The organism is Rhizobium sp. FG96 (assembly GCF_057808655.1).
In genome coordinates, this window is sequence record NZ_JBMDIL010000017.1 from 1 (window position 1) to 25333 (window position 25333).

The 25333-nt window shown below is 59.2% G+C and carries 23 protein-coding genes and 2 pseudogenes; 7 read left to right on the top strand and 18 right to left on the bottom strand.

Annotation, left to right across the window (positions count from 1 at the left end):
* The first annotated feature begins 383 nt into the window (after nucleotides 1-383).
* Together ACODR6_RS27265 and ACODR6_RS27270 are read left to right on the top strand one after the other, a co-directional pair.
* Nucleotides 384-548: a hypothetical protein gene (locus tag ACODR6_RS27265; RefSeq protein ID WP_162854296.1), complete on the top strand. Its 165-nt coding sequence runs from the start codon at nucleotides 384-386 to the stop codon at nucleotides 546-548.
* 321 nt (nucleotides 549-869) lie between these two features.
* Nucleotides 870-1361, top strand: coding sequence for a hypothetical protein (locus tag ACODR6_RS27270; RefSeq protein WP_142859877.1), 492 nt, complete (start codon nucleotides 870-872; stop codon nucleotides 1359-1361).
* 535 nt (nucleotides 1362-1896) lie between these two features.
* Here ACODR6_RS27270 and ACODR6_RS27275 read toward each other — a convergent pair.
* The 5 genes and pseudogenes from ACODR6_RS27275 to traC form a co-directional block, all read right to left on the bottom strand.
* A pseudogene (locus ACODR6_RS27275) lies at nucleotides 1897-2145 on the bottom strand (WGR domain-containing protein); the annotation flags it as partial.
* 199 nt (nucleotides 2146-2344) lie between these two features.
* A complete protein-coding gene (locus ACODR6_RS27280; RefSeq protein ID WP_193559327.1) occupies nucleotides 2345-2788 on the bottom strand; it encodes a thermonuclease family protein in 444 nt (147 codons plus the stop codon).
* A gap of 360 nt (nucleotides 2789-3148) precedes the next feature.
* Nucleotides 3149-5125: a Ti-type conjugative transfer system protein TraG gene (gene traG / locus ACODR6_RS27285; RefSeq protein ID WP_142913691.1), complete on the bottom strand. Its 1977-nt coding sequence runs from the start codon at nucleotides 5123-5125 to the stop codon at nucleotides 3149-3151.
* Entirely contained in the window at nucleotides 5118-5333 is a 216-nt protein-coding gene (gene traD / locus ACODR6_RS27290) for a type IV conjugative transfer system coupling protein TraD (protein WP_142913692.1), read from the bottom strand. The genes traG and traD overlap by 8 nt, the downstream gene beginning before the upstream one ends.
* Nucleotides 5334-5337: 4 nt before the next feature.
* Entirely contained in the window at nucleotides 5338-5634 is a 297-nt protein-coding gene (traC, locus tag ACODR6_RS27295; protein WP_142913693.1) for a conjugal transfer protein TraC, read from the bottom strand.
* A gap of 254 nt (nucleotides 5635-5888) precedes the next feature.
* Between traC and traA the strand changes: the two genes are divergently transcribed.
* The 4 genes from traA to ACODR6_RS27315 are packed head-to-tail and all read left to right on the top strand — an operon-like array spanning nucleotide 5889 to nucleotide 11547.
* Nucleotides 5889-9200, top strand: a complete 3312-nt coding sequence (gene traA, locus ACODR6_RS27300) for a Ti-type conjugative transfer relaxase TraA (RefSeq protein ID WP_142913694.1) — start codon at nucleotides 5889-5891, stop codon at nucleotides 9198-9200.
* Nucleotides 9201-9223: 23 nt separating this feature from the next.
* A complete protein-coding gene (gene traF / locus ACODR6_RS27305) occupies nucleotides 9224-9763 on the top strand; it encodes a conjugative transfer signal peptidase TraF (RefSeq protein ID WP_142913700.1) in 540 nt (179 codons plus the stop codon).
* Nucleotides 9753-10916, top strand: a complete 1164-nt coding sequence (locus ACODR6_RS27310; protein ID WP_142913695.1) for a conjugal transfer protein TraB — start codon at nucleotides 9753-9755, stop codon at nucleotides 10914-10916. Before traF ends, ACODR6_RS27310 begins: the two co-directional genes overlap by 11 nt.
* A 16-nt stretch (nucleotides 10917-10932) precedes the next feature.
* Nucleotides 10933-11547 (top strand): TraH family protein, encoded by a 615-nt coding sequence (locus ACODR6_RS27315; RefSeq protein WP_142913696.1) that lies wholly within the window; start codon nucleotides 10933-10935, stop codon nucleotides 11545-11547.
* A gap of 16 nt (nucleotides 11548-11563) precedes the next feature.
* On the opposite strand, the gene ACODR6_RS27320 is transcribed toward ACODR6_RS27315, so the two are convergent.
* The 3 genes from ACODR6_RS27320 to ACODR6_RS27330 all read right to left on the bottom strand — a co-directional run bounded on the left by ACODR6_RS27320 (nucleotide 11564) and on the right by ACODR6_RS27330 (nucleotide 12954).
* The gene (locus ACODR6_RS27320; RefSeq protein ID WP_142913697.1) at nucleotides 11564-11941 is read right to left on the bottom strand and encodes a DUF5615 family PIN-like protein; all 378 of its coding nucleotides are present in this window, start codon (nucleotides 11939-11941) and stop codon (nucleotides 11564-11566) included.
* Nucleotides 11938-12570 (bottom strand): DUF433 domain-containing protein, encoded by a 633-nt coding sequence (locus ACODR6_RS27325; protein ID WP_142913698.1) that lies wholly within the window; start codon nucleotides 12568-12570, stop codon nucleotides 11938-11940. The genes ACODR6_RS27320 and ACODR6_RS27325 overlap by 4 nt, the downstream gene beginning before the upstream one ends.
* A 171-nt stretch (nucleotides 12571-12741) precedes the next feature.
* On the bottom strand, nucleotides 12742-12954 hold the full coding sequence (locus ACODR6_RS27330) for a helix-turn-helix domain-containing protein (protein WP_037094533.1): 213 nt from the start codon (nucleotides 12952-12954) through the stop codon (nucleotides 12742-12744).
* A gap of 196 nt (nucleotides 12955-13150) precedes the next feature.
* Here ACODR6_RS27330 and ACODR6_RS27335 point away from each other — a divergent pair.
* Nucleotides 13151-13456 (top strand): annotated as a pseudogene (locus ACODR6_RS27335) (transcriptional repressor TraM); the annotation flags it as partial.
* An 85-nt stretch (nucleotides 13457-13541) separates the two neighbouring features.
* Here the strand turns inward: ACODR6_RS27335 and ACODR6_RS27340 are convergent.
* From ACODR6_RS27340 to ACODR6_RS27385, 10 genes are all read right to left on the bottom strand, one after another.
* Nucleotides 13542-13802, bottom strand: a complete 261-nt coding sequence (locus ACODR6_RS27340; protein WP_161596383.1) for a PilZ domain-containing protein — start codon at nucleotides 13800-13802, stop codon at nucleotides 13542-13544.
* A 54-nt stretch (nucleotides 13803-13856) separates the two neighbouring features.
* The gene (locus ACODR6_RS27345; protein ID WP_142843320.1) at nucleotides 13857-14294 is read right to left on the bottom strand and encodes a TadE/TadG family type IV pilus assembly protein; all 438 of its coding nucleotides are present in this window, start codon (nucleotides 14292-14294) and stop codon (nucleotides 13857-13859) included.
* Nucleotides 14291-14887 carry a TadE/TadG family type IV pilus assembly protein gene (locus ACODR6_RS27350; RefSeq protein ID WP_142843321.1) on the bottom strand — a complete coding sequence of 199 codons (597 nt, stop codon included), beginning with the start codon at nucleotides 14885-14887 and terminating at the stop codon, nucleotides 14291-14293. The genes ACODR6_RS27345 and ACODR6_RS27350 overlap by 4 nt, the downstream gene beginning before the upstream one ends.
* On the bottom strand, nucleotides 14884-16821 hold the full coding sequence (locus tag ACODR6_RS27355; RefSeq protein WP_237681478.1) for a pilus assembly protein TadG-related protein: 1938 nt from the start codon (nucleotides 16819-16821) through the stop codon (nucleotides 14884-14886). Before ACODR6_RS27355 ends, ACODR6_RS27350 begins: the two co-directional genes overlap by 4 nt.
* A 249-nt stretch (nucleotides 16822-17070) precedes the next feature.
* The gene (locus tag ACODR6_RS27360; RefSeq protein ID WP_142843322.1) at nucleotides 17071-18738 is read right to left on the bottom strand and encodes a globin-coupled sensor protein; all 1668 of its coding nucleotides are present in this window, start codon (nucleotides 18736-18738) and stop codon (nucleotides 17071-17073) included.
* Nucleotides 18739-19122: 384 nt separating this feature from the next.
* On the bottom strand, nucleotides 19123-20379 hold the full coding sequence (locus ACODR6_RS27365) for an ABC transporter substrate-binding protein (protein WP_142843323.1): 1257 nt from the start codon (nucleotides 20377-20379) through the stop codon (nucleotides 19123-19125).
* 25 nt (nucleotides 20380-20404) lie between these two features.
* Nucleotides 20405-22399, bottom strand: coding sequence for a putative bifunctional diguanylate cyclase/phosphodiesterase (locus ACODR6_RS27370; RefSeq protein ID WP_237681479.1), 1995 nt, complete (start codon nucleotides 22397-22399; stop codon nucleotides 20405-20407).
* A 100-nt stretch (nucleotides 22400-22499) separates the two neighbouring features.
* Entirely contained in the window at nucleotides 22500-22742 is a 243-nt protein-coding gene (locus ACODR6_RS27375; RefSeq protein ID WP_142843325.1) for a hypothetical protein, read from the bottom strand.
* Between the two features lie 483 nt (nucleotides 22743-23225).
* Nucleotides 23226-24179 (bottom strand): AraC family transcriptional regulator, encoded by a 954-nt coding sequence (locus ACODR6_RS27380; protein WP_161596384.1) that lies wholly within the window; start codon nucleotides 24177-24179, stop codon nucleotides 23226-23228.
* A 395-nt stretch (nucleotides 24180-24574) separates the two neighbouring features.
* Nucleotides 24575-25291, bottom strand: coding sequence for a helix-turn-helix transcriptional regulator (locus ACODR6_RS27385; protein WP_142843327.1), 717 nt, complete (start codon nucleotides 25289-25291; stop codon nucleotides 24575-24577).
* Between the last annotated feature and the right edge of the window lie 42 nt (nucleotides 25292-25333).

Below are 25333 nucleotides of genomic sequence, written 5' to 3' on the forward strand. Positions count from 1 at the left end.
CCGAAGTCGAAGGCGAGGACGGCTACCAGCTGATCTGGTCCCGCCCCAACCGGGACTGAGATCCGGACGAGGCCCCGCTCGCCAAGGCGGGGCCAAGCGGCCGAATAGAGAAGCCGGGAGCGGGCATCGAGCCCGCTTCCGGCTTTCCTGGTGCCATGCGGAACCGGAAATGTCTGCTCATAGCGCTCCAGTATGCCGTGCCGGCATGGCGGCCTCAAGGACGAGCGGTCAACCCCCAATTTTGCCTCCGCTTCGGTTCCCGCCGCTCCAACAAAATCGGCTCCCCCACTCGCCGCCGCTGGCGGTCGCGTTCGCGATCCCTGACCCCGCCATCCCGTCCCGCCCCGCGTCGTCGTCTTTCACGAACTCAAGGAGATGAGACGATGACGATCGAACAGCACATCGAGGAACTGCGTGCCGAACTGAGGAACGCATGGGGCGCGGCCGAGCGGCGTCAAATCGAGGCGGAGCTCCAACTCGCCGAGGCCGATCTGGCCGTCATGCTTGCCGAACAGGAGGGCGCCGTCGAAGCCGAGCCGCCATTCTGAGCGGCTCGTTCCTCCTGTTATTTGAGCCGGTCCGCCGGCTCGACCGGCCTCCCGGCTGTCAGGGATTTCACCCCTCAACGCTCCCCCCGGCTCCCGCCGGAGACGGTCGCGTCCCCTACGGGTCCGCGGGTCTCTTCTCTCTATGACCTCCCATTCTACTCCAGCAAATCCGGCGTCAAGGACGGCGCGGTCTCCCCCAATTTTTCCGCCGCCAGGCTCTGGAAAAATCGGTTCCCCCGCTTGCGAGCCGCGTCCCGCGGTCCTTGACCCCTCTTTGCTACAGAGTGGCCGATCTCCGTCATCAACGAAGGAGATCACATCATGACAACCGATCAGAACATCATGCTCTACGCCAAGCTTTCAGGCTTCCGTCTCGTCGTCCTCGCAAACCGCATCGGTTGCGACAGCGAATTCTCGCGAGCGCTCCACGATCGCCTGATCAAAGGACTGGAGGCAGCAATTGGCTGCGTGCGGATCATCATGGCGCTGGAGCGGAGCGTTCTCACCGGAGGCGAGGAGTTCGCCGACTATCAGTTGGAGGGGGAGGCCGAGATATTCGGGCGCTTTACTATCAACTTGCTGGACGATCTCGAATTCGATTTCGACACGCATGAATATCGCATCAACGGCGGCGATTGGGCCATCGCTTTGACGGCGGACTATACCGGCGTTGATATCGACTATCCGGAGCTGATCGCGCTCACTGACGACGAACTCGGCTCACTTGCGCCGATCATCACGGCGATCACGCGGGAAACCGGCACCCCGGTAAATGCGTCCCGTATCAGCTACGACGATCACGCAGAATCATAATCAGTCTTGCGGTGCAGTTTCATCCGAGGGGCGGCGAGAGCCGCCTCTCAATAGGGATGTCGAGGAGGCATCGCGATCGTAGCGATGGCGACCAGTTGAGCCTCTTCCTTTCGATCCTGCTGTCATCTCTCATCGGGGATGTTGCAGCCCGTTCGTCACGACGCAACCTGCCGCCGCCAGAATTTTCCCCACAGCACTGCTGCTCCTCGCGGATCAAAATTCAGTCGCCGGCAAGTCCTCCACATTCGTTTCGGTGCGTCCCTCCTTTCCGGTCTGCCGACTATCCCCGCGATGACCGCAATTCGAAAGGAGAAACAACATGCAACAGCTCGCTCAATTCCTCGCCGCCACCGGCCGTCGGCTCCGTACTCTCTGCAAGGTGATCAGCCACTTCTTCCGCAAGGGCAAGCTCGGCTTGAAGCTCGTGATCAAGATCCCCTTCTTCGTCGAGATCGAAGTGTCCCTCGAGACCGACTGGGACCGGCGTCGCTGAAACGCCCTCTTGGCCCGCTTCGGCGGGCCTTTCCCAATTTGCCACAGAGGCGCGCGGGCGGTAACCGCGTTTGCGCTTTTGTCGAAGCAGATCGAGAAACAGTTCGACAGCTTCCTCTTCCCGCCCGAAATGATGGACCATCATTTGACCCTTCGCGCCAATGCGGCCCCACTTCCTGAGTAGGCAAACATCGCCAAAGAGGTTCGGTTCGATCGACATGGCGTAGTAGCGTGCCATGTTCTTCGCGACATCCGTGCGTTCGACATAGAGATGGTAGGGTTGCGCGATCATGAGATCAGAATCGCCGATCGCGGGAATCGCGTCCAACGACACTTTTGAATCGGTCGGGGTGGATCGATTCACATCGGTGATGAAATCGGAAATGTCATGACAGGCTTGGGCGGGACGCCTTCGGCGCACGGCTCTATTCGCGGTGCTCACGGAGCCCGCACACGATCTCCGCCCCATGGTGACGATCCTCTCGCGGCTCTCAGCCGCACCATCCATGTCGAGCGCCGTCCCAGCGCCGGGCGAGGCCCTCGTTGACGAGGGTGTCTCCAAGCGAGCGCCCTGCCCGCGTCACGGTACGGAGCTTGCGGCCATACTTGTCTTCGTCGCACAACCCGGCTGAAAGCGAAAACTTGCCAGCATTGAGCAGCGCCCGCAGGCGTGCTTTCGCGGCCTCGCCCTTGATCCTTTCCGCCTCGCAGCGCGGCGGGCTGAGTTCCGGCGTGTCGATATCCGCGATGCGGATTTTCTCTCCCTCGAACCAGAACGTATCGCCGTCGACGATGCAGTTCACATGGCGATCTGCACCGCAGAATGAAAATGCCGCTGACGATGAATCCGCTGTTGGTGTGTTGGCCGCAGTCACAAACCCAGAAAGCTTATTAATACCCCCGAAGGCAAGCCAGCCTCCCGCAGCAATGACCATGGCGCAGACGATCGCGATCAGGGGTTTGCGCGGGCGGCTCGGTCCCGATCGGGGTGACTTCCCCTGCCAGCGATGTCGATCGTTCCTGCTGCCGGACTTCCTCGGCTTTCTGAACGGAACCACATTCGATTTCGTCACCTCGGTCCTCTCCTGTATTCCCCAACTTATCGGCTTCGGTTCATCCGCGTTTATGAGCAAGCGTGCTATCAGACGGTGTGCGGGAGCGGGGCGCGGTCGGTCCCGCCTCCCCTTCGGGCCTCTTTGTTGAGGCTCCTGCGGCTGCGCTATTTCCCGCTCCTCGCACGACGAGAATTCCCGAAATCCCGCCCTTTCGTGCGACGCTGATTTCTCCGATACTCTTCATTTTTCTGGATCGACCTTGCTCGCTGCTCTGCGCGCCGGCTCGATCAGAGGGGCTTCGGGTGGGCTTCCAAGCTTGTGAAACCTGTTCGTGCCAACACAAGCTTTCATGTCGTCGCGCCGAAACCAGATCGCGCGGCCGCATCGAAGCGGCGCGTTCCCCGCCGTGAAGACGATCTGTTCGTCAGCGCGCATGCGAAGGACTTCGTGCGGCTGGATCAACGGTCGTGCGGCCAACTGCTTCGACCGCGTCCGCGACGATCCTTTCATCTGCGAACTTCGGCTGACCTGGTCGATCTCGGCCGTCGTCATGCCGCAGCGACGCGAGATGTAATCCGCGGTTTCCGTATCGTTGATCGCCGCGAAACTGATCCAGCTCGCGCTCTCGAACCACTTGCTCGCGGCATCGCGGCCGCCGTAGGTTTCCCGCATCTGGCCGATTGACTGGTAGATCATGAGAAGCGTGATGCCATACTTCCGGCCGGCGTCGCGCGCGGTCTCCAGGATCCGCATGTAGCCAAGGCGGGCAACCTCATCGAGGAGGAACAGTGCTCTGCCCTTCATCAAACCATCGCGGTTATAAATTGCATTGAGGAACGAGCCGATGATGACGCGTGCGAGGCCCGCATGCGTCTCCAGGGTCTTGAGATCGATGTTGATGAAGACGTCGGTGTTTCCATCGGCAAGATCCCCCGTCGAAAACGTCTTGCCCGAAACCAGCGCGGCGTAGTTCGGATAGGACAGCCAGTGGGTTTCCTTGATGGCATTCGCATAGACGCCGGAGAAGGTTTCAGGCGTCATGTTCACGAAGGCCGCGACGTTCTCCTTTACGAAATCCGAGTCCGAATTGTCGTAGATTTCCTGCAGGCGTTGGCGCAACTGCGGTTCAGGTTCGGAAAGATTGGCGCGGACCTGGCGAAGCGTCTGGTTCTCCTTCTCAGTATGTCCGGAAAGGCAAACGTCGGCGATCATCGCCGTCAACAACTGCAAGGCCGAGGCCCGGAAGAAGTCGTCGCGCACACCGCGCGTACCGCCGCTATCGCTCATGATCCATGAGGCAACGGATGCGATATCCTCTTCCTTGGTGCCGCCGAATTGCCCGATCCAATCCAGCGCATTGAATCCGGTTTCCGGCTTCTTCGGATCGAGGACGAACAGGTCTCGGTCCGCGCTGGTGCGATGGGCCGACACCATTGGGGCAACCTCATTCGACGGGTCGAGGACGATCAGCGAGGCGCCCCATTTGAGCGCCGTCGGGATCGTCACCGATGTCGTCTTGAAACCGCCGGAACCAGCGAACACGATGCCATGCGACGAACCGAACGAACCGTCGAAGCATAAGAGCGGTGACTTACCACCGGCACCCCATGTGTCGGGATCATCGGCGCGAAACGCGCGCGTCCCTACGCTGTCCTTGTCGACGCGATATCGCTCGCCGACGACGATACCGCCGCCCTCCGCAAACAGGCCCGTCGCCTCCTGCATTTTCATCCAGTCGGCCTCTCCATGCAGCGCCCGCTTGCCGCGTATGCGTTTGGGCTCGGCACTGGCGAAGGCCGCGTTGCCGACGAGCGCAACGCGGAGGGCGAAGCAGGCAGAAAGCGCTGCAGCTGCCGCTCCGATCAGCGTCGCCGGATCGAGATAGGAGAGGAGCGACTTGCCGACCGGAACCTGGTTCGCGAATGCCGACAGCCTGATCGCCTCGCGAACGATGGCGACAATGATCGTCGCTAGCCCTCCGGCGGCGACGCCCCATCCTGCCGTCTTGATCCTGATCGCGCCGGCGCTCGCGAACAGCAACACGATGCCGATGACCGCCGCGGCGACATAAGGCAGGGCAATGCCGGCGCGGCCGAGCGTCTGTCGAGCAGCCTCCGTCTTTCCGAAGCCGGACAGCCAGTGTTCGATCCCGGTCAATCCGATCACGACCAGGATCATCAGCACGACAGGCGCCATGAAAAGAATGATCCTATTCATCGCTGTTGCCAAAGGCCCCCGCGCCGATCGCCAGCAGCCGCGGCCGTTCGGTCTCATCTGCTTTGAGGCGCTGGCTCAAATCGATGAGCGCGCCCAGCAGCAGCGCCCGTTTCTCGTATCGAAGGCCCGCTTTGACGATCAGACCGCCGAGCTCGATCTTTTCCCGCGTGTCCTTCTTGCGGGCGTCGGATGTGGTCGTGCGCGCCATCCGCTCAAGCCTCAGCAGTCCCGCCCGCAGCCGCGCCAGTCGCGTTCTGCGTGGACGGTGCCCTGCTTTCGCCTGCGCCTGCTCCCCTCTTTCCTCCGGTCGTACGAACCTCGCCTCCGCGAAACCGTTTCGCCAGGTCCTCGAAGGCCGCCTGCAGCTCTGCCTCGTCGACCTCGATCTCGCCAAGTCCGGCCTTGAGGGCGATCCGGCCGATGCGCTCGGCCTCACGGGTCTCGGCGATCTTTAGCTGCTCCTGGAGTTTGGCGATTTCGTCGCGGATCTTGGAGGATGGCCTTTTCATTCCGTACGTCTCCTTTGGGTTGGAAAGCTTGTCTTTCGAACCCAGTTTCCCGGAGGAGCGTGCGGAACGCACTACTGTGAATCCTACAATCGCCAAAGCGCCAGCTTTGGTGAATGATCCCGGCCGTTCCGAAGGAGCGGATCCGAAGGGCGCAATTATACGTCGCTGACGCGACGTTCTGCTTTTTGCCCCTGGCGGGGCCTTCCGCTTCCGACGAACCTGTTGATTTCGTTCGCAACCGGGAAAGAATTGCTGTGGCCGTCCCCCATTTCTCCGTCAGCGTTGTCGCCCGCGGCTCCGGCCGCAGCGCCGTGCTGTCGGCGGCCTACCGGCACTGCGCCAAGATGGAGTTCGAGCGCGAGGCTCGAACGATCGACTACACTCGCAAGCACGGATTACTGCACGAAGAGTTCGTTATTCCCGCAGACGCTCCCGAATGGCTGCGAACGATGATCGCGGATCGTTCGGTCGCCGGTGCTTCCGAAGCCTTCTGGAACAAGGTCGAAGATTTCGAGAAGCGCTCCGATGCGCAGCTTGCCAAGGACGTCACCATTGCTCTGCCGATCGAACTGAGCGCTCAGCAGAATATCGCGCTCGTGCGGGATTTCGTCGAACGGCACATCACGTCGAACGGCATGGTGGCCGACTGGGTCTATCATGACGCGCCGGGCAACCCGCACGTTCATCTGATGACAACCTTGCGGCCGCTGACCGAAGACGGTTTCGGCGCCAAGAAGGTCGCGCTGCTTGGACCGGACGGCAATCCGATCCGCAACGATGCCGGCAAGATCGTCTATGAGCTCTGGGCTGGAGGCATCGACGATTTCAACGCGTTTCGCGACGGATGGTTTGCCTGCCAGAACAGGCATCTGGCGCTGGCCGGTCTCGACCTTCGCGTCGACGGCCGCTCCTTCGAAAAGCAGGGGATCGATCTCGAACCGACCATCCACCTTGGCGTCGGGACCAAAGCGATCGAGCGGAAAGCCGATGTTGCTACGAAGCCGGTCGAGCTCGAGCGCATCGAACTGCAGGATGCGCGCAGAGCCGAAAACGCGAGACGGATCGACCGGAGCCCAAAACTCGTCATCGACCTGATCACGCGTGAGAAGAGCGTCTTCGACGAGCGTGATGTCGCCAAGATCCTGCATCGTTATATCGACGATCCCGCCCTGTTCCAAAGCCTCATGGTCCGGATCATCCTGCATCCCGACACGTTCCGCCTTGAGCGCGAGCGGATCGACTTTGCCACTGGTTCCAGATTGCCCGCCAAATACACGACGCGGGAAATGATCCGGCTGGAAGCGCAGATGGCCAATCGCGCCGTCTGGCTATCGCAACGGTCGTCACATGGCGTGCGGGATCCGGTGCTCGCCGCGACTTTTGCCCGTCATGACCGCCTGTCGGATGAGCAGAGAACTGCGATCGAGCACGTCGCGGGAGCCGAGCGGATTGCCTCGGTGATCGGCCGCGCCGGCGCCGGTAAGACGACGATGATGAAGGCGGCACGCGAAGCCTGGGAGGCGGCCGGCTATCGGGTCGTCGGTGGCGCACTTGCCGGCAAGGCGGCCGAAGGGCTGGAGAAAGAAGCGGGAATCCCTTCTCGGACACTTTCGTCCTGGGAGCTTCGCTGGAATGCGGGAAGAAACCAGCTCGACAGCAAGACGGTCTTCGTTCTGGACGAGGCCGGCATGGTGTCGTCGCGGCAGATGGCGCTGTTCGTCGAAGCGGTGACGAAGGCCGGCGCCAAGCTCGTTCTCATCGGCGATCCCGAACAGCTCCAACCGATCGAAGCAGGCGCCGCGTTTCGGGCGATTTCCGATCGCATTGGGTATGCGGAACTCGAAACCATCTATCGCCAGCGCCAGCAATGGATGCGCGATGCCTCGCTCGACCTGGCGCGCGGCAACGTCGGCAAGGCAGTCGACGCCTACCGTGCCAATGGCAAGGTGATCGGGTGGGATCTGAAGGCCGACGCCGTCGACAACCTCATCGCCGCCTGGGACCGCGATTACGATCCGGCGAAGACGTCGCTGATCCTGGCTCATTTGCGCAGGGACGTTCGCATGCTCAACCAGATGGCGCGCATCAAACTCATCGAGCGCGGGGTTCTCGACAAGGGAGCTATGTTCAAGACGGCGGACGGCGATCGCAATTTTGCCGTGGGCGACCAGATCGTGTTCCTCAAGAACGAAGGATCGCTCGGCGTCAAGAATGGCATGTTGGCCAAGGTCGTTGAGACCGGGCCGGGCCGCATCGTCGCGCAGGTTGGCGATGGCGAGCTTGCGCGCCAGGTGCTGGTGGAACAACGCTTCTACAACAACCTCGATTATGGCTATGCCACGACGATCCATAAAAGCCAGGGCGCCACGGTCGATCGGGTCAAGGTGCTGGGTTCTCTTTCTCTTGATCGCCACCTCACCTATGTCGCCATGACTCGTCATCGTGAGGACCTGGCCGTCTATTACGGCCGAAGATCCTTCGCCAAGGCCGGCGGCTTGATCCCAGTCCTCTCGCGCAGGAACGCCAAGGAAACGACCCTCGATTACGCTGGTGGTCCCTTCTACCATCAGGCCCTTCGCTTCGCCGAGGCTCGAGGTCTCAATCTCGTCAACGTGGCCCGCACGCTCCTCCGCGATCGGCTGGAATGGACGGTTGGGCAAAAGCAAAAGCTCATCGATCTTGGTGCGCGGCTGGCCGCGGTCGCCGCCAAGCTCGGGCTCATCATCGGCTCTGTGAAATCCCCAATTCATGACACTGTCAGGAAGGCAAGACCCATGGTTTCCGGCATCACCACCTTCGCAAAATCAATCGACCAGGCGGTGGAGGACAAGGTCACAGCCGATCCCGGTTTGAAGAAACAGTGGGAGGAGGTTTCGACCCGTTTCCACCTCGTCTACGCGCAGCCGGGAATCGCGTTCAAGGCGATCAACGTCGACGCACTGCTGAAGGATGGAGCGGTGGCGAATGCCACCATCGGCAGGATCCGCGATCAACCGGAAAGCTTCGGCGCCTTGAAAGGCAAGACCGGTCTACTGGCAAGCGGCACTGACAAGCAGGCGCGGGCAACAGCGCTGACCAACGCGCCGGCTCTGGCTCGAAATCTGGAACGCTATCTGCGCCAGCGTGCAGAGGCGGAGCGCAAATATGAGGTCGAGGAACGCGCCGTCCGTCTGAAGGTGTCCATCGATATTCCGGCGCTCTCGGCAAACGCAAAGCAGACCCTCGAACGTGTGCGCGATGCGATCGACCGCAACGACCTGCCGGCCGGTCTCGAATATGCGCTTGCCGACAAAATGGTGAAGGCGGAGCTCGAGGGATTTGCGAGAGCTGTATCGGAGCGTTTCGGCGAGCGGACCTTCCTGCCTCTTGCCGCAAAAGGCACCAACGGACAGACATTTAACACCGTCACCGCGGGGATGACGGCCGGACAGAGGGCCGAAGTGCAATCAGCATGGAATTTTATGCGGACCGCGCAGCAGCTGGCCGCGCATGAGCGCACGACGGAGGCTTTGAAACAGACGGAAACCCTGCGTCAGACAAAGAGCCAGGGACTGTCCCTGAAATGACGGCGCAAGTCTCTGTACGTCGGATGCGACCTGCGCGACGATCGAATGCCGTCGTGCTTTTGTTGGTGGCGGCAACCGTCGTTGGGGGCAGTGCCGCTGCCGCCAAGATCGGCGGCTACCGCATCAACCTGACGCCGAGCGAGCCCCTCGGGATATGGCGCATCTCGGCGCTCAATCGAGTGGTATCGGCAGGCGATCTCGTCTTCATTTGCCCTCCGCAAACGCCTGTCATGCGAGAGGCCAGAGCGCGTGGCTATCTCCGCTTCGGAACCTGCCCGGGCGGGGTCGCTCCGCTCATCAAGACGGTCATCGCGGTTCCCGGGCAGCATGTCGAAATCGGTGCGGGCGTAACGATCGACGGGCATGCGATCCCTTTCTCCGATCTGGCTCAGCGCGACGGCAAGGGTCGGCCGATGGTGCCGTATTTCGGCGGCGCCGTGCCGGCACAAAGCGTCTTCCTCCATTCACCGCACAGGAGCTCCTACGACTCCCGCTACTTCGGTCCCCTTCCCGTTTCGGGCATCCTCGGCCTGGCGCAACCGGTGCTCACCTATGTGCCGTAAGCGCGTTCGGCCGGTCCTGTTGATTGCCGCTTCAATCATCGCCGGAACGGTGGCGTGGAGCGGTCACGTCCTTTTCCTTCCGCTCGCATGCACGTTTCCAACCCTCTGGGCGCTTGCGCGGTCACGACTGGCGGCCGCAGCGGTTTCCGCCGGTTATTTCCTCGCTGCATCACGCGGTCTGCCGCAGGGCGTTGCCACCTTCTATTCCTCCGACCTCTGGCCGGGACTGCTGCTCTGGCTCAGCGCATCGCTGGGCTTTGTCGGTGTCCACGCAATGTTCTGGACGAGATGCGAACGTACACGACCGTTTCGCTACCTCGCGGCAGTCTTGCTCATGGCCATTCCGCCAATCGGTATCACCGGCTGGGCGCATCCGATCACGGCCGCGGGCGTGCTGTTTCCGGGATGGGGATGGTGGGGGCTCCTTGCCGCGACAGCCGGCCTCATGGGCCTCGTAACCCGCATGTGGCCAGCTGTCGCGATTGTCCTGGCAGGCTTTTGGATCTGGTCCGCCGCAACCTGGGACGAGCCGAAGCTAACGGAAGCGTGGCGGGGCGTCGATCTCGAATTCGGCGCTTCACTCGGTCGCGACGTCAGCATTAGGCACCACCGTGATCTGATTGCCACGGTGAAGGATCGAGCATCCGGCGGCGCCCTCACCATTGTCCTCCCCGAGAGCGCCCTGGGCTTCTGGACGCCGACCGTCGAGCGGCTCTGGGTAAATGGGCTGCAGGGCACTGACGTCACCGTCATTGCCGGCGCTGCGGTCGTCGATACGGGCGGATACGATAATGTTCTGGTCGCTCTCTCTCGTAACGGTGCTCGCGTCATTTATCGCGAGCGCATGCCGGTCCCGGGCTCGATGTGGCAGCCTTGGCGTCCCCTGCTGGGTCAGAGCGGTGGCGCGCGGGCGCATTTCATCGCGGACCCGGTAGTGGCGGTCGCTGATGCTCGGGTCGCACCGCTGATCTGCTACGAGCAACTGATCGTCTGGCCCGTTCTCCAATCCATGCTCCACGATCCGGACGTCATTGTCGCCGTCGGCAACGGCTGGTGGACCAAGGGGACATCCATCGTCGCCATCCAACGCGCCAATGCGGAAGCCTGGGCGCGTCTGTTCGATAAGCCCCTCTTGATTTCCTTCAACACCTGAAGCCCGAGGAGACCTCATGCTCGACGCTGCCCTGATCCAACAATGCGCCGACCCCTCATTGAAGCCGGCAATCGTCGAACAGTTCGTGACCGCTGCGGGCTCGAACGATCCGCTTGCCGTCACGGTCAAATCGGGTGGCCGATTGATCCTCGTCCCGAAGGCGATGACGCCGGACGAGGCCATGGCGATCGTCCGGCAGTATGTCGGCCAGGCAGTGGTCCGCGTCGGCTTGACACAGTTCCCTGCGGGTGTCGGCGTCAAGGATACGGCCGACTTAAAGGCTGATCTCGTCGATCCTTGCGAAAACCTTCGCAAGGGAACGGCGATGTTCGCGAAGGTCTTGCGGATCGTTGCCAAATGGTACGGCAATCCGAAGAGCGATGACGTCTTCCCTCAGATCTTCGAGGACGCTGTCTACGCCTGGAAGACCGGCGAGTTCGAAGGCGTGAGCGTGTTCCAGGCGGAGGATCCGAGAAAAAGCGTGACGATAGACAATGTATTGCCTCCAGAGGAGGCCGAGGCGAGCAGCGACATACCTCCTGCGGATACAAGCACTGAAGGCGCCGAGAAAAGCGAGAACGTTGGGTCAGCTGAGATGCGGATCGACCTGTCGAGGATCGGAGGAAAATGATTTCCTTGGAAGGTGACTATACTTCCGGAAGCGAATAGCGCGTGAGAACCGCTTCCTCTCCGTCGAGGGTTACTTCGATGACTGCGTTGACCATATCCTGCGCGCCTGCCAGATCCTGCAATATGAGGGCAAACAATTCTCGTTGCAGCACAGGCAGCACCTGCGGGACGATAATCACCAGACCCGCATGCAGCTCTTCCTTGGCATAGAGCTTCCGGAAGTCGCGGGCGTTGTTCGTCACGAAGGTGAAATCTTCCTCGATAATCCGAGGCATTAGGTCCCAATCGGTCTCGCCGCTCAGTCCCAGCCAATTTACATGGAAACAATCGTGGCCGTGCTCTTGAGCCACGGCCACGAGAGACGTGTGAAGGCATTCATCGATAAGAAACTTCACGAGGTCGAGCCAGACGTTTTAGGGACGTTCTCGTTCCGAAGGATCAGGCGCTTCACGGATTTCACCTTCAGGCCCTGCTCCGAAAGCTTCCTCGGACGTCCTCTGGCGGGATGGGCCGCAACCCAGATCTCGGCAAGTTCCACCATGCGCTCGGTGAGCGAAGGATAGCCCTCAACGATTTCCGCTGTACTTGCGCCTTGGGTCTTCATCGCGGCAATCGTTCGCACGGGAACACGGGTTCGCTTGAAAACCGGCTCGCCGCCCACGACGCCTTTCACGCTTTCAATCAGTCGTTCGGCTTCTCGAAGCGCCTCGGCCCGCGCGGCCAGTTGTTCTCGTGCTCGCGCAACGTCGATAATGAGATAATCGTCTGCCCTAACAGTTTCGGCATCGGGGTTCTGGTCGATCGTATCGAATAGGCGCTTGCGGCGCTCGGCAGACAAGATCGATCCGACGCCGTACCAGAGCTTCAACCGAAGCAGATCCTCATCGGTGAGTGCTCGACCCCTGCTACCAACGAGATGAGTCTCGATGATGCGCTTGTCGATCGCATTGTGCACCGACTTCACAGCGATCTCGCTGACAGCCGCCGCCTCGGCGGGTGTGTAGGCGTGTGATGTGCTGGCCATAATCATTCTCCTTGTGGAGAATATATAATGCGGCCCGCCGCTCGTGTAAAGCCTTGACCCATGCTCAATCTCAGTGGTCGAGCTGTCCCAATCGATCGATGCACATCGGCTTCGGAGCGGAAACCGCCTCCGAACCCTAAAATCCAGTCGACCACGGGCGCGATTTGCAGATCAGTTCGATTTGGTCACAAGCTCGGCGGGTTCGACGCCCAGCGCTTCTGAAATCTGGCCAAGGACGGTGAGGGTTGCCGACATTTCGGCGCGTTCAATGGCACCGATATGGCGTGCGCTCAGGCCTGTGCGGTGCGCCAGTTCCTCCTGCGTCAGTTTCTTGCCATGACGTATTCGACGCAAATTGACCGCCATGACCTCGTTGAGATCCATGACGTGAGCGGAACCTGAATCGGAATTATTGTTCTAGGAACTATAGTTCCGATTCGACATGTCCTGTGATATTGGGGGCAATCGATCTTCGACGGATTTGCAATGTTGGTCTTATGATAGTCTGTAGCGCGGCCGCACAGTGCGGGACCAAAGCATCGTTTCGAGTGGTGAAGGAATGAGTTTCGAGGAAAAACGAATGAACGATGCGGAGTCCTCTGAGACCGACAAGAGCGAGCGGGATCCGCGGTTCTGTTCGATGCCGAAGGAAGCGTTGGAGGAATTGGCGGTGTCGGCAATACACGAACACCGCCGGCTGCTCGCCGCGGATGAGGCTGTCTACGAGGAATGGACTCGCGCGAGCGGCGACCCCTCGGTTTCCAGCGACGTCCTGGCAAACCTGCAGGATGAATACATTGCCCGTCAGAAGAAGTCCGAAGCCCAGCAGGAAGAGCTGTCGCAGATCATCGACGCACTTGGCTACATCCCCGACGTCCCATTGGACGATTCAGCACGGTGTTTCGAACATACAATCCGGCCATCAGTATCATCGTATCGGGCGGAGAAGACTGGAAGCTAGCTCGTTGTGTTCATGTTGGTATATTGCCACCCATAAATTCGACGCCCAGTTCATTAAACCTACGCCAACGTATTTCACATTGACGCCGAGAACCGCCTTCCAGCGCCAGCTCGAACACGTTGGGAAGTTCCATCGTCGTTTCCATGACCAACCGGGCGCCACCTGCAGACAGATTGCGGATCGTGCAATCCCGCGTGGCCACGCCGTTGTTATAGATGATACGCGCGCCCTTGAAGGCGCGTATTCTGGGGGACGCCCGCCGCTCATCCACGGCAGAGCAAACCGTCGGGACGTGCAACGTGGTATGGAGCCCCGTGCGGCCACATCAGTAGTTGGTGTAGCATGCTTCGGCTTTCAGCTGAGTGCCGCCCGCCAGGGACGTCAGGAGATTTGGCACAACGGTCGTGAACTCGTATTCGATCCTCGCCTTTGAAAGACCTTCCAAACCGTTGCAGCTGGCACTGCGATCGAGAGTGATCGCCGTCGGATCAAGTTGGATGAGCCACCCCGCCGCTTTGGACTTCGCAAATGCGATCGCATTCTCCGAGCTGTAGGCTCCACCGTCTTCGCATTGGATCTGCGGTATGCCCATGCAACGCGCCGTGGCGATTGCTGTTTCGTGAAGAGCATGGGTCGCCCAGAACAACCGGGCAAATTCGATCATACCAAACAGCAACAACAAAAAGACCGGCGCGACCAACGCAAACTCAACGGCGCTGGCGCCGGAACGTTCACGAATGAACCTGCGTATGGAATACCTCATTTCGTCTGCACCATTGCGTTGGCGGCAATGGAACCGTCCTTGACGACATCGAACATCGTGAAGAACGGGGTATATGCCTGCTTTGCCGTTACAGCGACATAGCGTCCGGCACGCCCGCCGTCAGGGCAAGACGAGTTGCAGGTGACTTGCGACCCCCACTCGACAGATGCGGCATTCCCCTTCGGGCAATAGCAGGCATTGGCCTGACTGGAGACGCCACCGATCTTGATCGTCGCCCCGTCATAACTGGCCTGCGGACCGTTATTGACCTGTATTGCCGCGGTGGCATCGCCCCGATAATTGCTGGCGATCATGAGGGCAAGATTCTTGGCCAGTTCGCTACCGTTGCTGCCATCGACCTGGTCGGCATGGGCGATTGCATAGCTGGCGCTTGCCGAGACGGCCGCCTCCAGTTGAAATCGCGAGAACACCAGCATTCCCAGATCGACACTCGCCACGAAGACGAGAGCGAAGATGGGAACGACCAAGGCAAATTCGATAGCAGCATTGCCCTTTGTGTCTTTCAACACAAAAAGCGGATGGCCAAGGCGAACGCGTGCTCGCAGCGCCATTATTCTCAGAAACGTCTTCATTGGACCAAGGCCACCTTTCGGGTTCCACTCAGTTGCGTACATTCGGACATCGCTTGGGAGCCGCCGGATAGCGAGATGCTCGTGCCGATCAGTTGCAGACAGCCGTTACCCGCGTCCCCGAGCTGACCACCACCGCCAAAATCGATCACGCCATTTGGAAAATAGAAGGCGCCCGAGATTTTCGCTCTGCCGCCGGAGGTGATCTCAGCGCCTGTCGTATTCTTGGAAGACTGCGGACCGATAACCGCCAATTCCGCATAGGGGCCGGATTTCGGGGCGTTGAGCGTGATGGCGTTGCCGCCGGTCAGGCAGAATGACTTTCCGCTACATTCCCAATCAGAAGGTGTTTCGGTGCCTGACAGGACGATGGTGACGTCCTTGCCGGAGACCGCGACGTTGTCGCTGCATGCGGAGCCGCCGGTATTCACCGAGAAGTACCCGTCAACGGTATAGGTACCAGCGCCAAGTCGTGCACCGCCTGCCAGATTGACGTTTCCGGATATGTCATGCTCGGCGCTTGCGGGGATGGTGATGCAGCTACCGCCACCACCGCCGTTCAGATCTCCGTTCAGGCGGAAAACACCCTTTCCGGTGCTGGCATCCGCCATGACCGTGATGGAGCCGCCATCAAGCCCGATGGCGTTGTCGCCGCTGGATTTCCCGATGGTGTAGCTGTTGGACGTACCGGCCCCGAGTTTGAGTGTGGCGCCTGCACCCGTGTAGAAACCTGCGTCAAACACGAAGGCGCTTGGTCCATCTATGGTGACTTTGCCCGAGGCACAGAGGCTATAGCGGGCATCACCACATTTCTCGCCTCCCATGCCGAAGTGGAACGAACCAGTTCCAAATGTCAGGTCCGCACCATAGACCCCCTTCTCGACGTTGAACGTGCCGTCACCGAATTCGAGCTTCGTGCCGAAGTCGTTCTGAATCCTGCCCGAGAAGTTATAGACTGTCGACTTGACCCCCGAGACGTTGAACTTCACCTGGAGGTTGCCGTGGACAAGCAACGAGCCGATGTTGATCTTGGAACCGCTGCAGGTCACATCCCACTTGTCCATCCAGTACTGATTGTAGTTGGCCGGATCGTAGCTGCATCCAATGGCCTGCAGGGCGGCGGCAGTGTCCGGGGGTGAGGTGCTGCCACCGAACTCGATGTCCTTGCCTTTGGTGACCGAAGCCTCAGTCGGCCAGGACGCCTTCCGAATTATGTCGAGGCGAGCATTGAGTTCCGCCACGCCCGCGTGATTTTCCAAGGGATCGGAGGTGTACTGCTTGGTGACGGGAGCTTCGCTGCCGTCGCCTTTCACAATGTTCGCTGTCCACGGACAGGGCTGCGAAGAACCCTCAAAGTAGGTGGCACTCTTGGCTGTGATCTTGGTACCACATGGTGCGATCAGATCGTTGTTAGAGGCCACGTAGCAATTTGGCGCGCCGACCTGGACACCACCGGAAAGCGTCACGCCTGTTCCCGATTTATCAAGCGCGATGATGCAGGCACTTTCCGCCGCGCCAAACGAAGAATAGGCCTCTGCTGCGACGTCAAGCTGAGGTTTCACCCCTAGAACCGGCGCCAGAAACAGCGTGTTCGTCGTCTTCACCTCAACGTATACCGCCTGGAGCTTTTCGTTTTTCGGTGACGCCGCAAGCGAGACGGAAACGTTCGCGGGATCGACGCCGTTGAGCTTCGCAACATTGAGCGCGGCAGACCTCATCCGATCCTGCGAGCTTGTTTCACTATAGGCGAGCGCGCCCGCGTAAGATGCCAGATCAGCAGTGCGCTGATTTTCGTCCCGGACCAGCAACCCGTATCCATACTCGACGGACAAAGCAGCAAAACCAATGATGACCGGCAGCAGTATTGCCGCCATGATCGCGATGCCGCCGTGCCGGTCGGCGCTCAAACGTAAAATAAGGTGGTGAATAATCTTCATGGTCAAAATTCTCTTTGGGAGCCATGGGCCAGTGCAAACCTGATGGCCGGGCGCCTTTGCTCTTCATATTTTTTGTCTGGCAAATGGCGACCCGGCTCCGTTCCACGAGGGACCCCAAAACAGGGTTCTCGCTCCAGCGATGGGACCGAAAAACGAAGTGCTCTGCGCTGTTCCTGGCTGCACTTCACCGCGAACGCGGACAGAGCCCGACGGAATGGACACCACTGAGCAATCGCTCAGTCCGCGTTCTCAGAACGCCTCCCAATCTCCGGTAGCGATTGCTGCATTGCCCTGACTGGCAAATGTTTCACGCAGTTTCGACCGAAGGTCGCGCGCCGGAGAGGACGCCGCGTGCACAGTGGCTTTCCCAACAGGGCGAGGACGCGCGATCGAACCTCGGCCGGTGTTGAAATCGCTGAGCATACCCGTGATACGGCTGACCTCCTGGACCAGAGCATGGCTTGCAGCAGTGGATTCTTCCACCATCGCGGCGTTCTGTTGCGTTCCCTGATCCATCGTGTTGACGGCAGTATTGATCTCCTGAAGAGCGGTCGCCTGCTCGCTGGATGCCCTGACGATCGCCCCGATGTGACGGTCGATCTCTTTCACTTCGCCGACGATCTCCGTCAGAGCTTCACCGGTCTGCCCGACCAGCGATACACCTTCCTTTACCTGCTCGCCGGAATTGTTGATCAGTTCCTTGATCTCCTTGGCGGCCTTGGCCGAGCGTTGCGCCAGTTCGCGGACTTCCTGGGCGACAACGGCAAAGCCCTTACCCGCATCGCCGGCCCTTGCGGCTTCGACACCCGCATTGAGCGCCAGGAGGTTGGTCTGGAAGGCGATCTCGTCGATCACCCCGATGATGCTGGAGATTTCCCGCGATGAGCTGTCGATCGCACCCATGGCGGAGACGGCCTGCTGAACAATCTGGCCGGACTTTTCGGCGCCTGCACGGGCCTTGGCAACAAGGTGCCCAGCCTCTTCCGCGCGTCGGCTCGAATCCTTGACAGTTGTCGTGATCTCCTCCAGCGCCGCCGCCGTCTCCTCGATCGAGGCGGCCTGTTGTTCGGTGCGCTTGGCGAGATCATCGGCGGCAGAGCGGATCTCCTGCGCGCCGGCGCTGATCTGGGTCGCGGCACCATCAATATGCTGGATCGTCGTCGACAGCTGTTCCAGTGCATTGTTGAAGTCGTCTCGCAGCACATGATAGGCCGCCGGTAGATCGTCATCGATCCGGTAGCTCACATCCTTGGCGGCGATTGCCGCCATCGCCTTGCCGAAACAGTTGCAGACGAGCTGACGCTCCGCGTCGATGGCTTCTGTCTGGGCCTTCTGCTTGGCGATCTCCGCCTCGTCGATATAGACGGATATCGCCAGGTCCATGTCCAGCATCACGGCCTTCACGAGACCGGCGAGTGCTTTGCCGAACTCTGCCGGCTTCATCGTCTTCTTCGAGAACATCCCGCCCTTCGGGAATATCTCTTCGACGGCGCTGTTGATCAGATGGTCGAGAATGATGGCGTATCCACCGATATACCATTGTGGCTCCAGGCCGATGCGGGCATGCACCGTGCCAATCGTCCGCACCTTGGCAACATAATCCTCGTTGAAGTTGCCGTCCGCGATATTGACCCAATGACCCATCTGTGCGCCCTTGGCGCGGGAAATGTGATCATCGGAGGAGAAGAAGCGGCTGGCTTCGGGGGTTATTCGCAGTTGCGTGTAGAATTTGTCGAGGCCATGTGGCAGTTCGCGTTCGACGAGGGCCTTCAGCGATCGGATCCCGGCGCGTCCTTCCTGATCGAGTTGCATGAAATCGAGACGACGCTCGACACTCTGACTTTTTGACTTTGAGACTACAGCTGCAGCACTCTGGACGGAGTTGCTGCAGGTATGCATGGCGGACTGGCTCGACATTCCCGACCTCGATTAAAATGGCTGAAACGGTGATCGGGCAGTGCCTCAATCACGTCGAAACCCGTCATCATGTCCGGCTTTGGCGCTCATCCGCCTTTCTCGACGACCCCAAATTTGGCCGACCTGGTTAATTTGGTGTTAACCGAAACCCATAGGTGCTTGACCCTTCACCCTTAGCTGCGCCCATGGGACATCGCGTGCGAATTTCGGATATTATCGGCCGATACTGTCGGGATGAAAAATGAGCGGTCATTCCGACGCGATCAATTGCTTGGCAGGCACACGACCGCCACCGCATGTGCTATGCTCGGCTCATCTACCTCCGCGGCCCGCTCTGGCACTCCGGCCGTTGCGAGTGATCAGCGCTCACTTCCCCTGATGAGCCTATTTCTTGCTTAGGACAGCATAAAGCTGCTCCTGAGCGCTTTCGACGGGTATGCGATCATCGTCGAAAAAGTTCGCAAGAACCGCGATAAATGCTTCGGACATCTGGGCGGGCATTGCCATGGATTGGGCGCTAACGTCGCTGTTCCTTGCGATCATTTCCAATCCAAGACGACCACAGCGATCAAGGTTACTCGGATCCACGTCTGTCCGTACGGGAAGTGATCCCTTGAGCCCGCTGAAAGCAACCTGATTGACCGGGTCCATGACCACGCGGGCAAAATCCCGCTGTGCTTTGATTGAAGCTTCGCGATTTGTAATCGGGAAGGCGAAGGCATCGACGACCATGAAGTAGGCGATTTCCGTACCCGGCACGAGGCTGCATTGGAAGTCCTTGTCCAAGACATAGCCTCTTGTCATCAGTTCTCCCTTGGCCCAATCACCCATGAACTGCATGCCGGCATCCCCGCTTCCCACCGCCGCAGCAGCATCCGCCCAGGTTTTGCCCACCCGCCGCTGCGCAGGCTCAGCATAGCTGGACAGTCGTCGCAACATCGAGAGCGCTTCAGCCATCCGGGGATCACGTATCATCGACGCGTCACCCCGGATTACGCGGGCATATCCTTGCGAACCCAGCTGCTGGTACATGATGTTATTGAATATGAGCGAGATCTCCCAGCGGCCGCCTCCCAGTGCGAGAGCAACATGCCCCTCCTGTTTTATCCTGTCGGCAGCGCCAATAATTTCCTCCCACGTCCTCGGCGCCGGAAGTCCCAGCCGATCAAAGAGGGCCTTGCTGGTCCACAGCCAGTTCTCGGCATGAATGTTCGTTGGTGCGAAGTAGATCTTCCCCTTGAAGCTTATCCGATCAACCACGGTCGCAGGTAGCACCTCACGCCAGCGGTCTGCCGCGGCAACCTCTTCCAGATCCAGGACGATTCCCATTTCCGGCAATTCCCGGGAACCTTCATTGGCGTTCCACTGCATGACCGCGGGTGCGTAGCCGCTGGCGACGCGATCACTCACTGTGCGTTGAACGGCAACCTTGTTTTCCATAGGAAGATCGATCCAACGGTTTCCCGCACGCGACCAAGCATCCCGAAACACGTCGAGCGCTCGTGCCTCACTCTTCGACACCCAATAATGGACGACATCGATGGCGCCGCGCTCGTCTGCCGAAACAGGACTGGAGGGCAGGCCAAATACCAGTGGCGCAAGAACCAGACCAAGATGCTTTGCTTTGTTTGAAAAGGTCATTTTGCATTTGCTCCGGAATGATGCGTCAATGTGCGCCCGCGGCGACCGGGTGGATTGTTTCGACAAACGGTACGAATTGGACCGCAGGAATGTGAGAGACCGCAATCTCAGCGGGCGCGGGTTTGCCGAACAGGTAGCCTTGACCCAGCTCGCAGCCGATCTCGAGAAGGAAGCGGCTTTGGGCATCCGTCTCGATACCCTCGGCGACGCATCGTTTTCCGAGATTGTTGGAGAGGTCCACGATTGCGCGGATGATTTGTGCCGACCGCGGATCCGTTTCGATGCCGGAAACGAAGCTACGATCGATTTTCAGTTCGTCGAAGGGGAAGTCCCGCAGATGGACCAAGGAAGCAAACCCAGTGCCAAAATCGTCGAGCGACACGGAAACGCCCTGTCGACGAAATCCCTCCACAGCGTTGAGAATCCGCTGGGAACCTCGGTTGAGGAATACATCTTCTGTGATCTCGACAGAAAAATCGCTCCATTCAAGGCGGTTTTCTCGGATTACCTTCGCAAAGATATCATAGCTTTCGTCCGTCAGGAGAAGCATCTCTGGCAGGTTGATGGCGACGGTGCCGGGCGCCAAGCCGGAACGCTTCCAGAAACGAAGGTCACGGCCAACAGTCGATATGACTGCCTTGGTCATACCCTTCATGAGTTGGGTGCCATCCATCAATGGCAGGAACCGACCGGGCGGCAGCAATCCGAAACATGGGTGCTGCCAGCGCACCAGCGCCTCAAACCCCACATGCTTGCCTGTGAGGAGGTCGACCTTTGGCTGATAGTGAACGACAAACTCCTGTCGGTCGGCTGCGGTGGCAAGTGCAGCCAAGAGCTGAGTGTCCTCGATCCGGTTGGCAAGTGCAGCTTCGTCGATGACGACGGCGGCACTACGTTCCCCCTTGGCGGCGTACAAAGCCACATCGGCCGCTTGCAGCAGACCGGTGCCATCATTTGCATGAAGAGGCGCGATAGCCCCACCAACGGATGCCGACGTCCGAAGAATTCGCCCCTCGAAGACGATATCTTCGGCAATGGCCTGCCTTATGCGCTCCGCAATAGAAATTAATAATGACGCATCCGTCACGCCAGGAAGAAGCATCGCGAATTCGTCTCCCCCAAGACGCACTGCCGTATCACCTGCACGCACAACCTGCCGAAGCGCCTCTGCGACATGCCGGAGGATCGCATCTCCGGCAGTATGACCGAAGCTGTCGTTGATACCCTTGAAGTGATCGAGATCGACCAGGAGTATTGAAAAACCCGGATCCTTGCGTCCGAGTTCAGAGACAAGATGCGTAAGAACGGTGTTGAACTGGGAGCGATTGCCAAGCCCCGTCAAACCATCCGTATGCGCAAGATGCTCCAGTTTGGACTGGTAGTCTACGGTCCGGAAATGCTCATTGCGCAGTTTCTGCAGCAGGGGGCGGAACACCAGCGTGGCTGTGACGAGGACGGTCATTGCGATGAGCGCAAGAAGACACACGCCCGCAAGTTTCGCGTTGTAGACACTGAGCGTGCTTCGTTCGTGAGTACGCTGACTGAGATCTGAAAATCCGCGCATCAACATGCTGTCGGATGCTGCCGCAAAATCTATCGCTCCCCAGAACGAATATCGATCCCGCCTCTCTTGCGTGCCGGCCGTTGCGATTTGCTCAGCTCGCCCAAGGAATTCCACTACAGACTTGCCCAAATCCTCTCTTGCGCGCTCAAACGCCTCGTCCTGGGGGAGTAGACGTTCAAGGTAGTTCCCCTTGATTTCTGCATGCATGGTTTCCAACCGGCTCGCCACGGAGCGGAGGTCCGTAATTGCCTGGAGGATGTCGTCACGCATCGCATCGACAATATATTCGGGCAGCTTGAGGTCAGCCGAAGCGCGCATCAGAGCACGGGTCTGGTTGGCGAGTTGTTGAAACCGTATGAACTGATTGCTGGTCAGAAAGCTGATGTTCTGCTGCAGCGAGTGGCGGTCCAGCGCCACCAGCACCGTCGCGCACGTAGCCCCGATCAACAACATCATAATGATGACCGTGTTAAGGTATTGCCGGCTGATCGACCGAATATACCGACCCATGGACTTGTTGTGTTCGCTTATGAGCTGTCCAGCAAACGGCATCTCATCAGCCCTCGCCGGCAAGTTCGGAGGCAGCACCCCGCCCGTTCGCGGCCCAGAGACCAAACTCCGTATGATCCAGCAATTGAATTCGAGGTGCGGCAGCGCCTTGCGATGCAGAAGCAGTTATCGCCATGCGGATCTCTTCGAGCTGTGCATAGACCTCCAGAATCTGGTCACGTACAGCCCGCAGCTCAGGGGATGAATGCTGTTGGAACCTGGTACTGGGAAAGGAAATGAGATTAGACATTTTGAGAGTATTCCCCTAAATCATGCAATTCGTTGGTCTTTCAGCGCCACCAGCATTGTGACATTCCATCTCCTTCCCGCACGCCTTCCAGTAGCGAATAGCCCTCACGGCATTTCGCAACGACGCTGTATTAGGAGAAATTGGGAACCGGCGGATCGTAAGGATGAGCTGACGCAGTAGTCTCGATGGCGGTGAAAGTTGATATCGACCAGGCACAGACCCCGGTCGTATCGAAATCCGACATCCTGCCAGCCCCGGCGTTCATCCGCCTTTCCGATAAAGCCCAGAATTGGGCTCAATTGTAAATTTGTGATTAATCAAATATTGGCCAGATGAAGGCGAACAAATAGGTTGCGGATTTCGGATATTCGGCACGCCACAGGGATATCCGGGAAGAAAGCGACCGTCGATGGAAACGGCGCCTATCTAAACGAACCGGCCGGGCAAGGTTGGAAAACCCTTCAAGGTCTCCGCCCGCCTCTTTCAATCGCGCTGGGCTTGGCTTTCCCGACCCCTGCGAATTGTCTCATTAGGCAATTCCCCGAAAGCCGCTTTGTAGAGAGCTGAAAAATGGCCCATGTGGACGAACCCGTAGCGTCTGGCCACAGCTGAGACCGTCAAGTCTCCCGAAACGAGAAAATCGCGCCGGACGGCTTCCAACCGCAATTGCCGCCAGTAGTCGGATGGGGTCGTGTCCTTGAACTGCTGGAATGCTGATTGCAGAGCGCGGATGCTCACACCAGCGGCTATTGCGAGGTCCGCCATCTCTAGCGACGTATCAAGGTGAGCCATCATGAAGTCTATCGCTCGCTTCACGTGGCGAGGCACAGCGGCCGCCGCCGGGTCTTTGAGCGCGCTGGAATAGGTGTGTGGCAACTGTTCCAGCATGCATACGAGCATTGACCGGAACAGAAGCTCCGTTGACCGGAGTGGCAAGGCTTCTTCTTTGTCGTTTGCAAACGTCGACCACAGCAAGCCTCCCAAGGACATGAGATATCCGTGCAAGGTCGTGTTGGCTTCGATCTCAATCGCGAAATCCACATCCCCCGTCACAGGCCGATCGAGTAACAAGCTCAGTTCCCGTTTGAGAGCGTTCTGGCTGAAGGTGACGCCGATATGCGAGCGTCCCGCATGCTTACGAACGAACTCCGTCTGCTGCAGTTTGCCGACCAGAATACTATCTGACTTGGAAACGAGATCGAGGCCGCGACAACGAACTTCCATTGCCCCCGCTATTGGAAGGTACAGAGCACACGAGTCGGGAGGGGCATCGAAACTTGCCTCGACGCCGATGCCACAATCCGTCCGCCAGATGTCAAAACTGCCGGCGGAAAACTGCAGGTTCTCCATGCTGACCTTTCCGGCCTTGGAGAGAGGGCGGAGTTTTACGCATTCACGGCTCTGAGGAAGCTGTTCCTGAAGTTCGTCGATGTCCATTTGCACGAACTTGAAACGAGACGTTTGAGGAGCCCGCACCATCAGTGCCCCCGGATGCGTGCGGATCGGGCAGGGAGCTTTTGGGTAAGTTCCGTACCGCTCCGCCCAGATTCTCGCCAGATTTCAGCCGAGGGATACCGAAGAATGGGAAGTTGCCCGTGGGCAACAGTATCCGCACAAGTCGGCTTTGCAAATTCGATGAACATTGTGGTACGTACCTCAGAATACTCAAAATGCGGTGTCGTGGAGGCGAGAGCTCGTCTCTTCCTACCCCAGATTTGGGTCGATTCGCTAATTTTCTGCTAAAATGAGGACGGGCTGCCGAGCAGATGTTGCCGAAACCACGATGGCTGCGCCGTTATATTTCACGTGAAGTTAGAGCAAAGACTCCTGCATCATATTAGATGCCGGCGAATTGCTTCGGCGATCGCATGAGCGCGGTTAGCCGCGCCCAGCTTCTTCGCCGCGCTCTTCAGGTAGCTGTTGACAGTTTCGGTTCGATACTCGGAAACCCCGGAAATTTCCTCGCTGGTCAAGCCAGTGCTGGCGAGCTGAAGGCAACGCAGCTCACCATCTGTAAGCCGCAAGGCATCAGCGGCAAAACGATCCATCAAAGGCTTTGAAATTGTCCGGTGCAACGGCTCCGCGATGAATACCAGGAACTCTCGTTCGCCTGGGGTAAACGCCCGCTCCGTCGTGAAGCAAACACCGCCATAAACAACACCACCCCTGGCGACGGGAATTTGCAGGCGCTTGCCGATCTCGTAAGAGCGATGCAGATAGGAAAGACGTTGGGCCGGCGGCGAAAGGTCAAATGCCTCTTCCTCTGTCATCGGTGTCGCCTGTGCAGTCGACCGAACAAGCAGGGGATCGGAGCGGTTCCACTGTTCCGAAAAGTATGTTTCGACATAGGCTGGCGGCATGTCGCTCTCGATCGAGCGCCCTCGCCCGATGTGGTATCCGTTCAGGTCAAGTCCACCGAAGGCGACGTGCCGGAACCCGACAGCCTTTCTCACATGTTCAAGCAGCTCGTTATCGCGCAGTTGTCGCTGAACTGGAACTTCCGAAAGGTTCTTGAAGCGGTCAAACCCCTCCCCGTGTGTATGCCCCATCACTGATCTCTCGCCGAATCCTGAAAACCACATTTTTGCGCT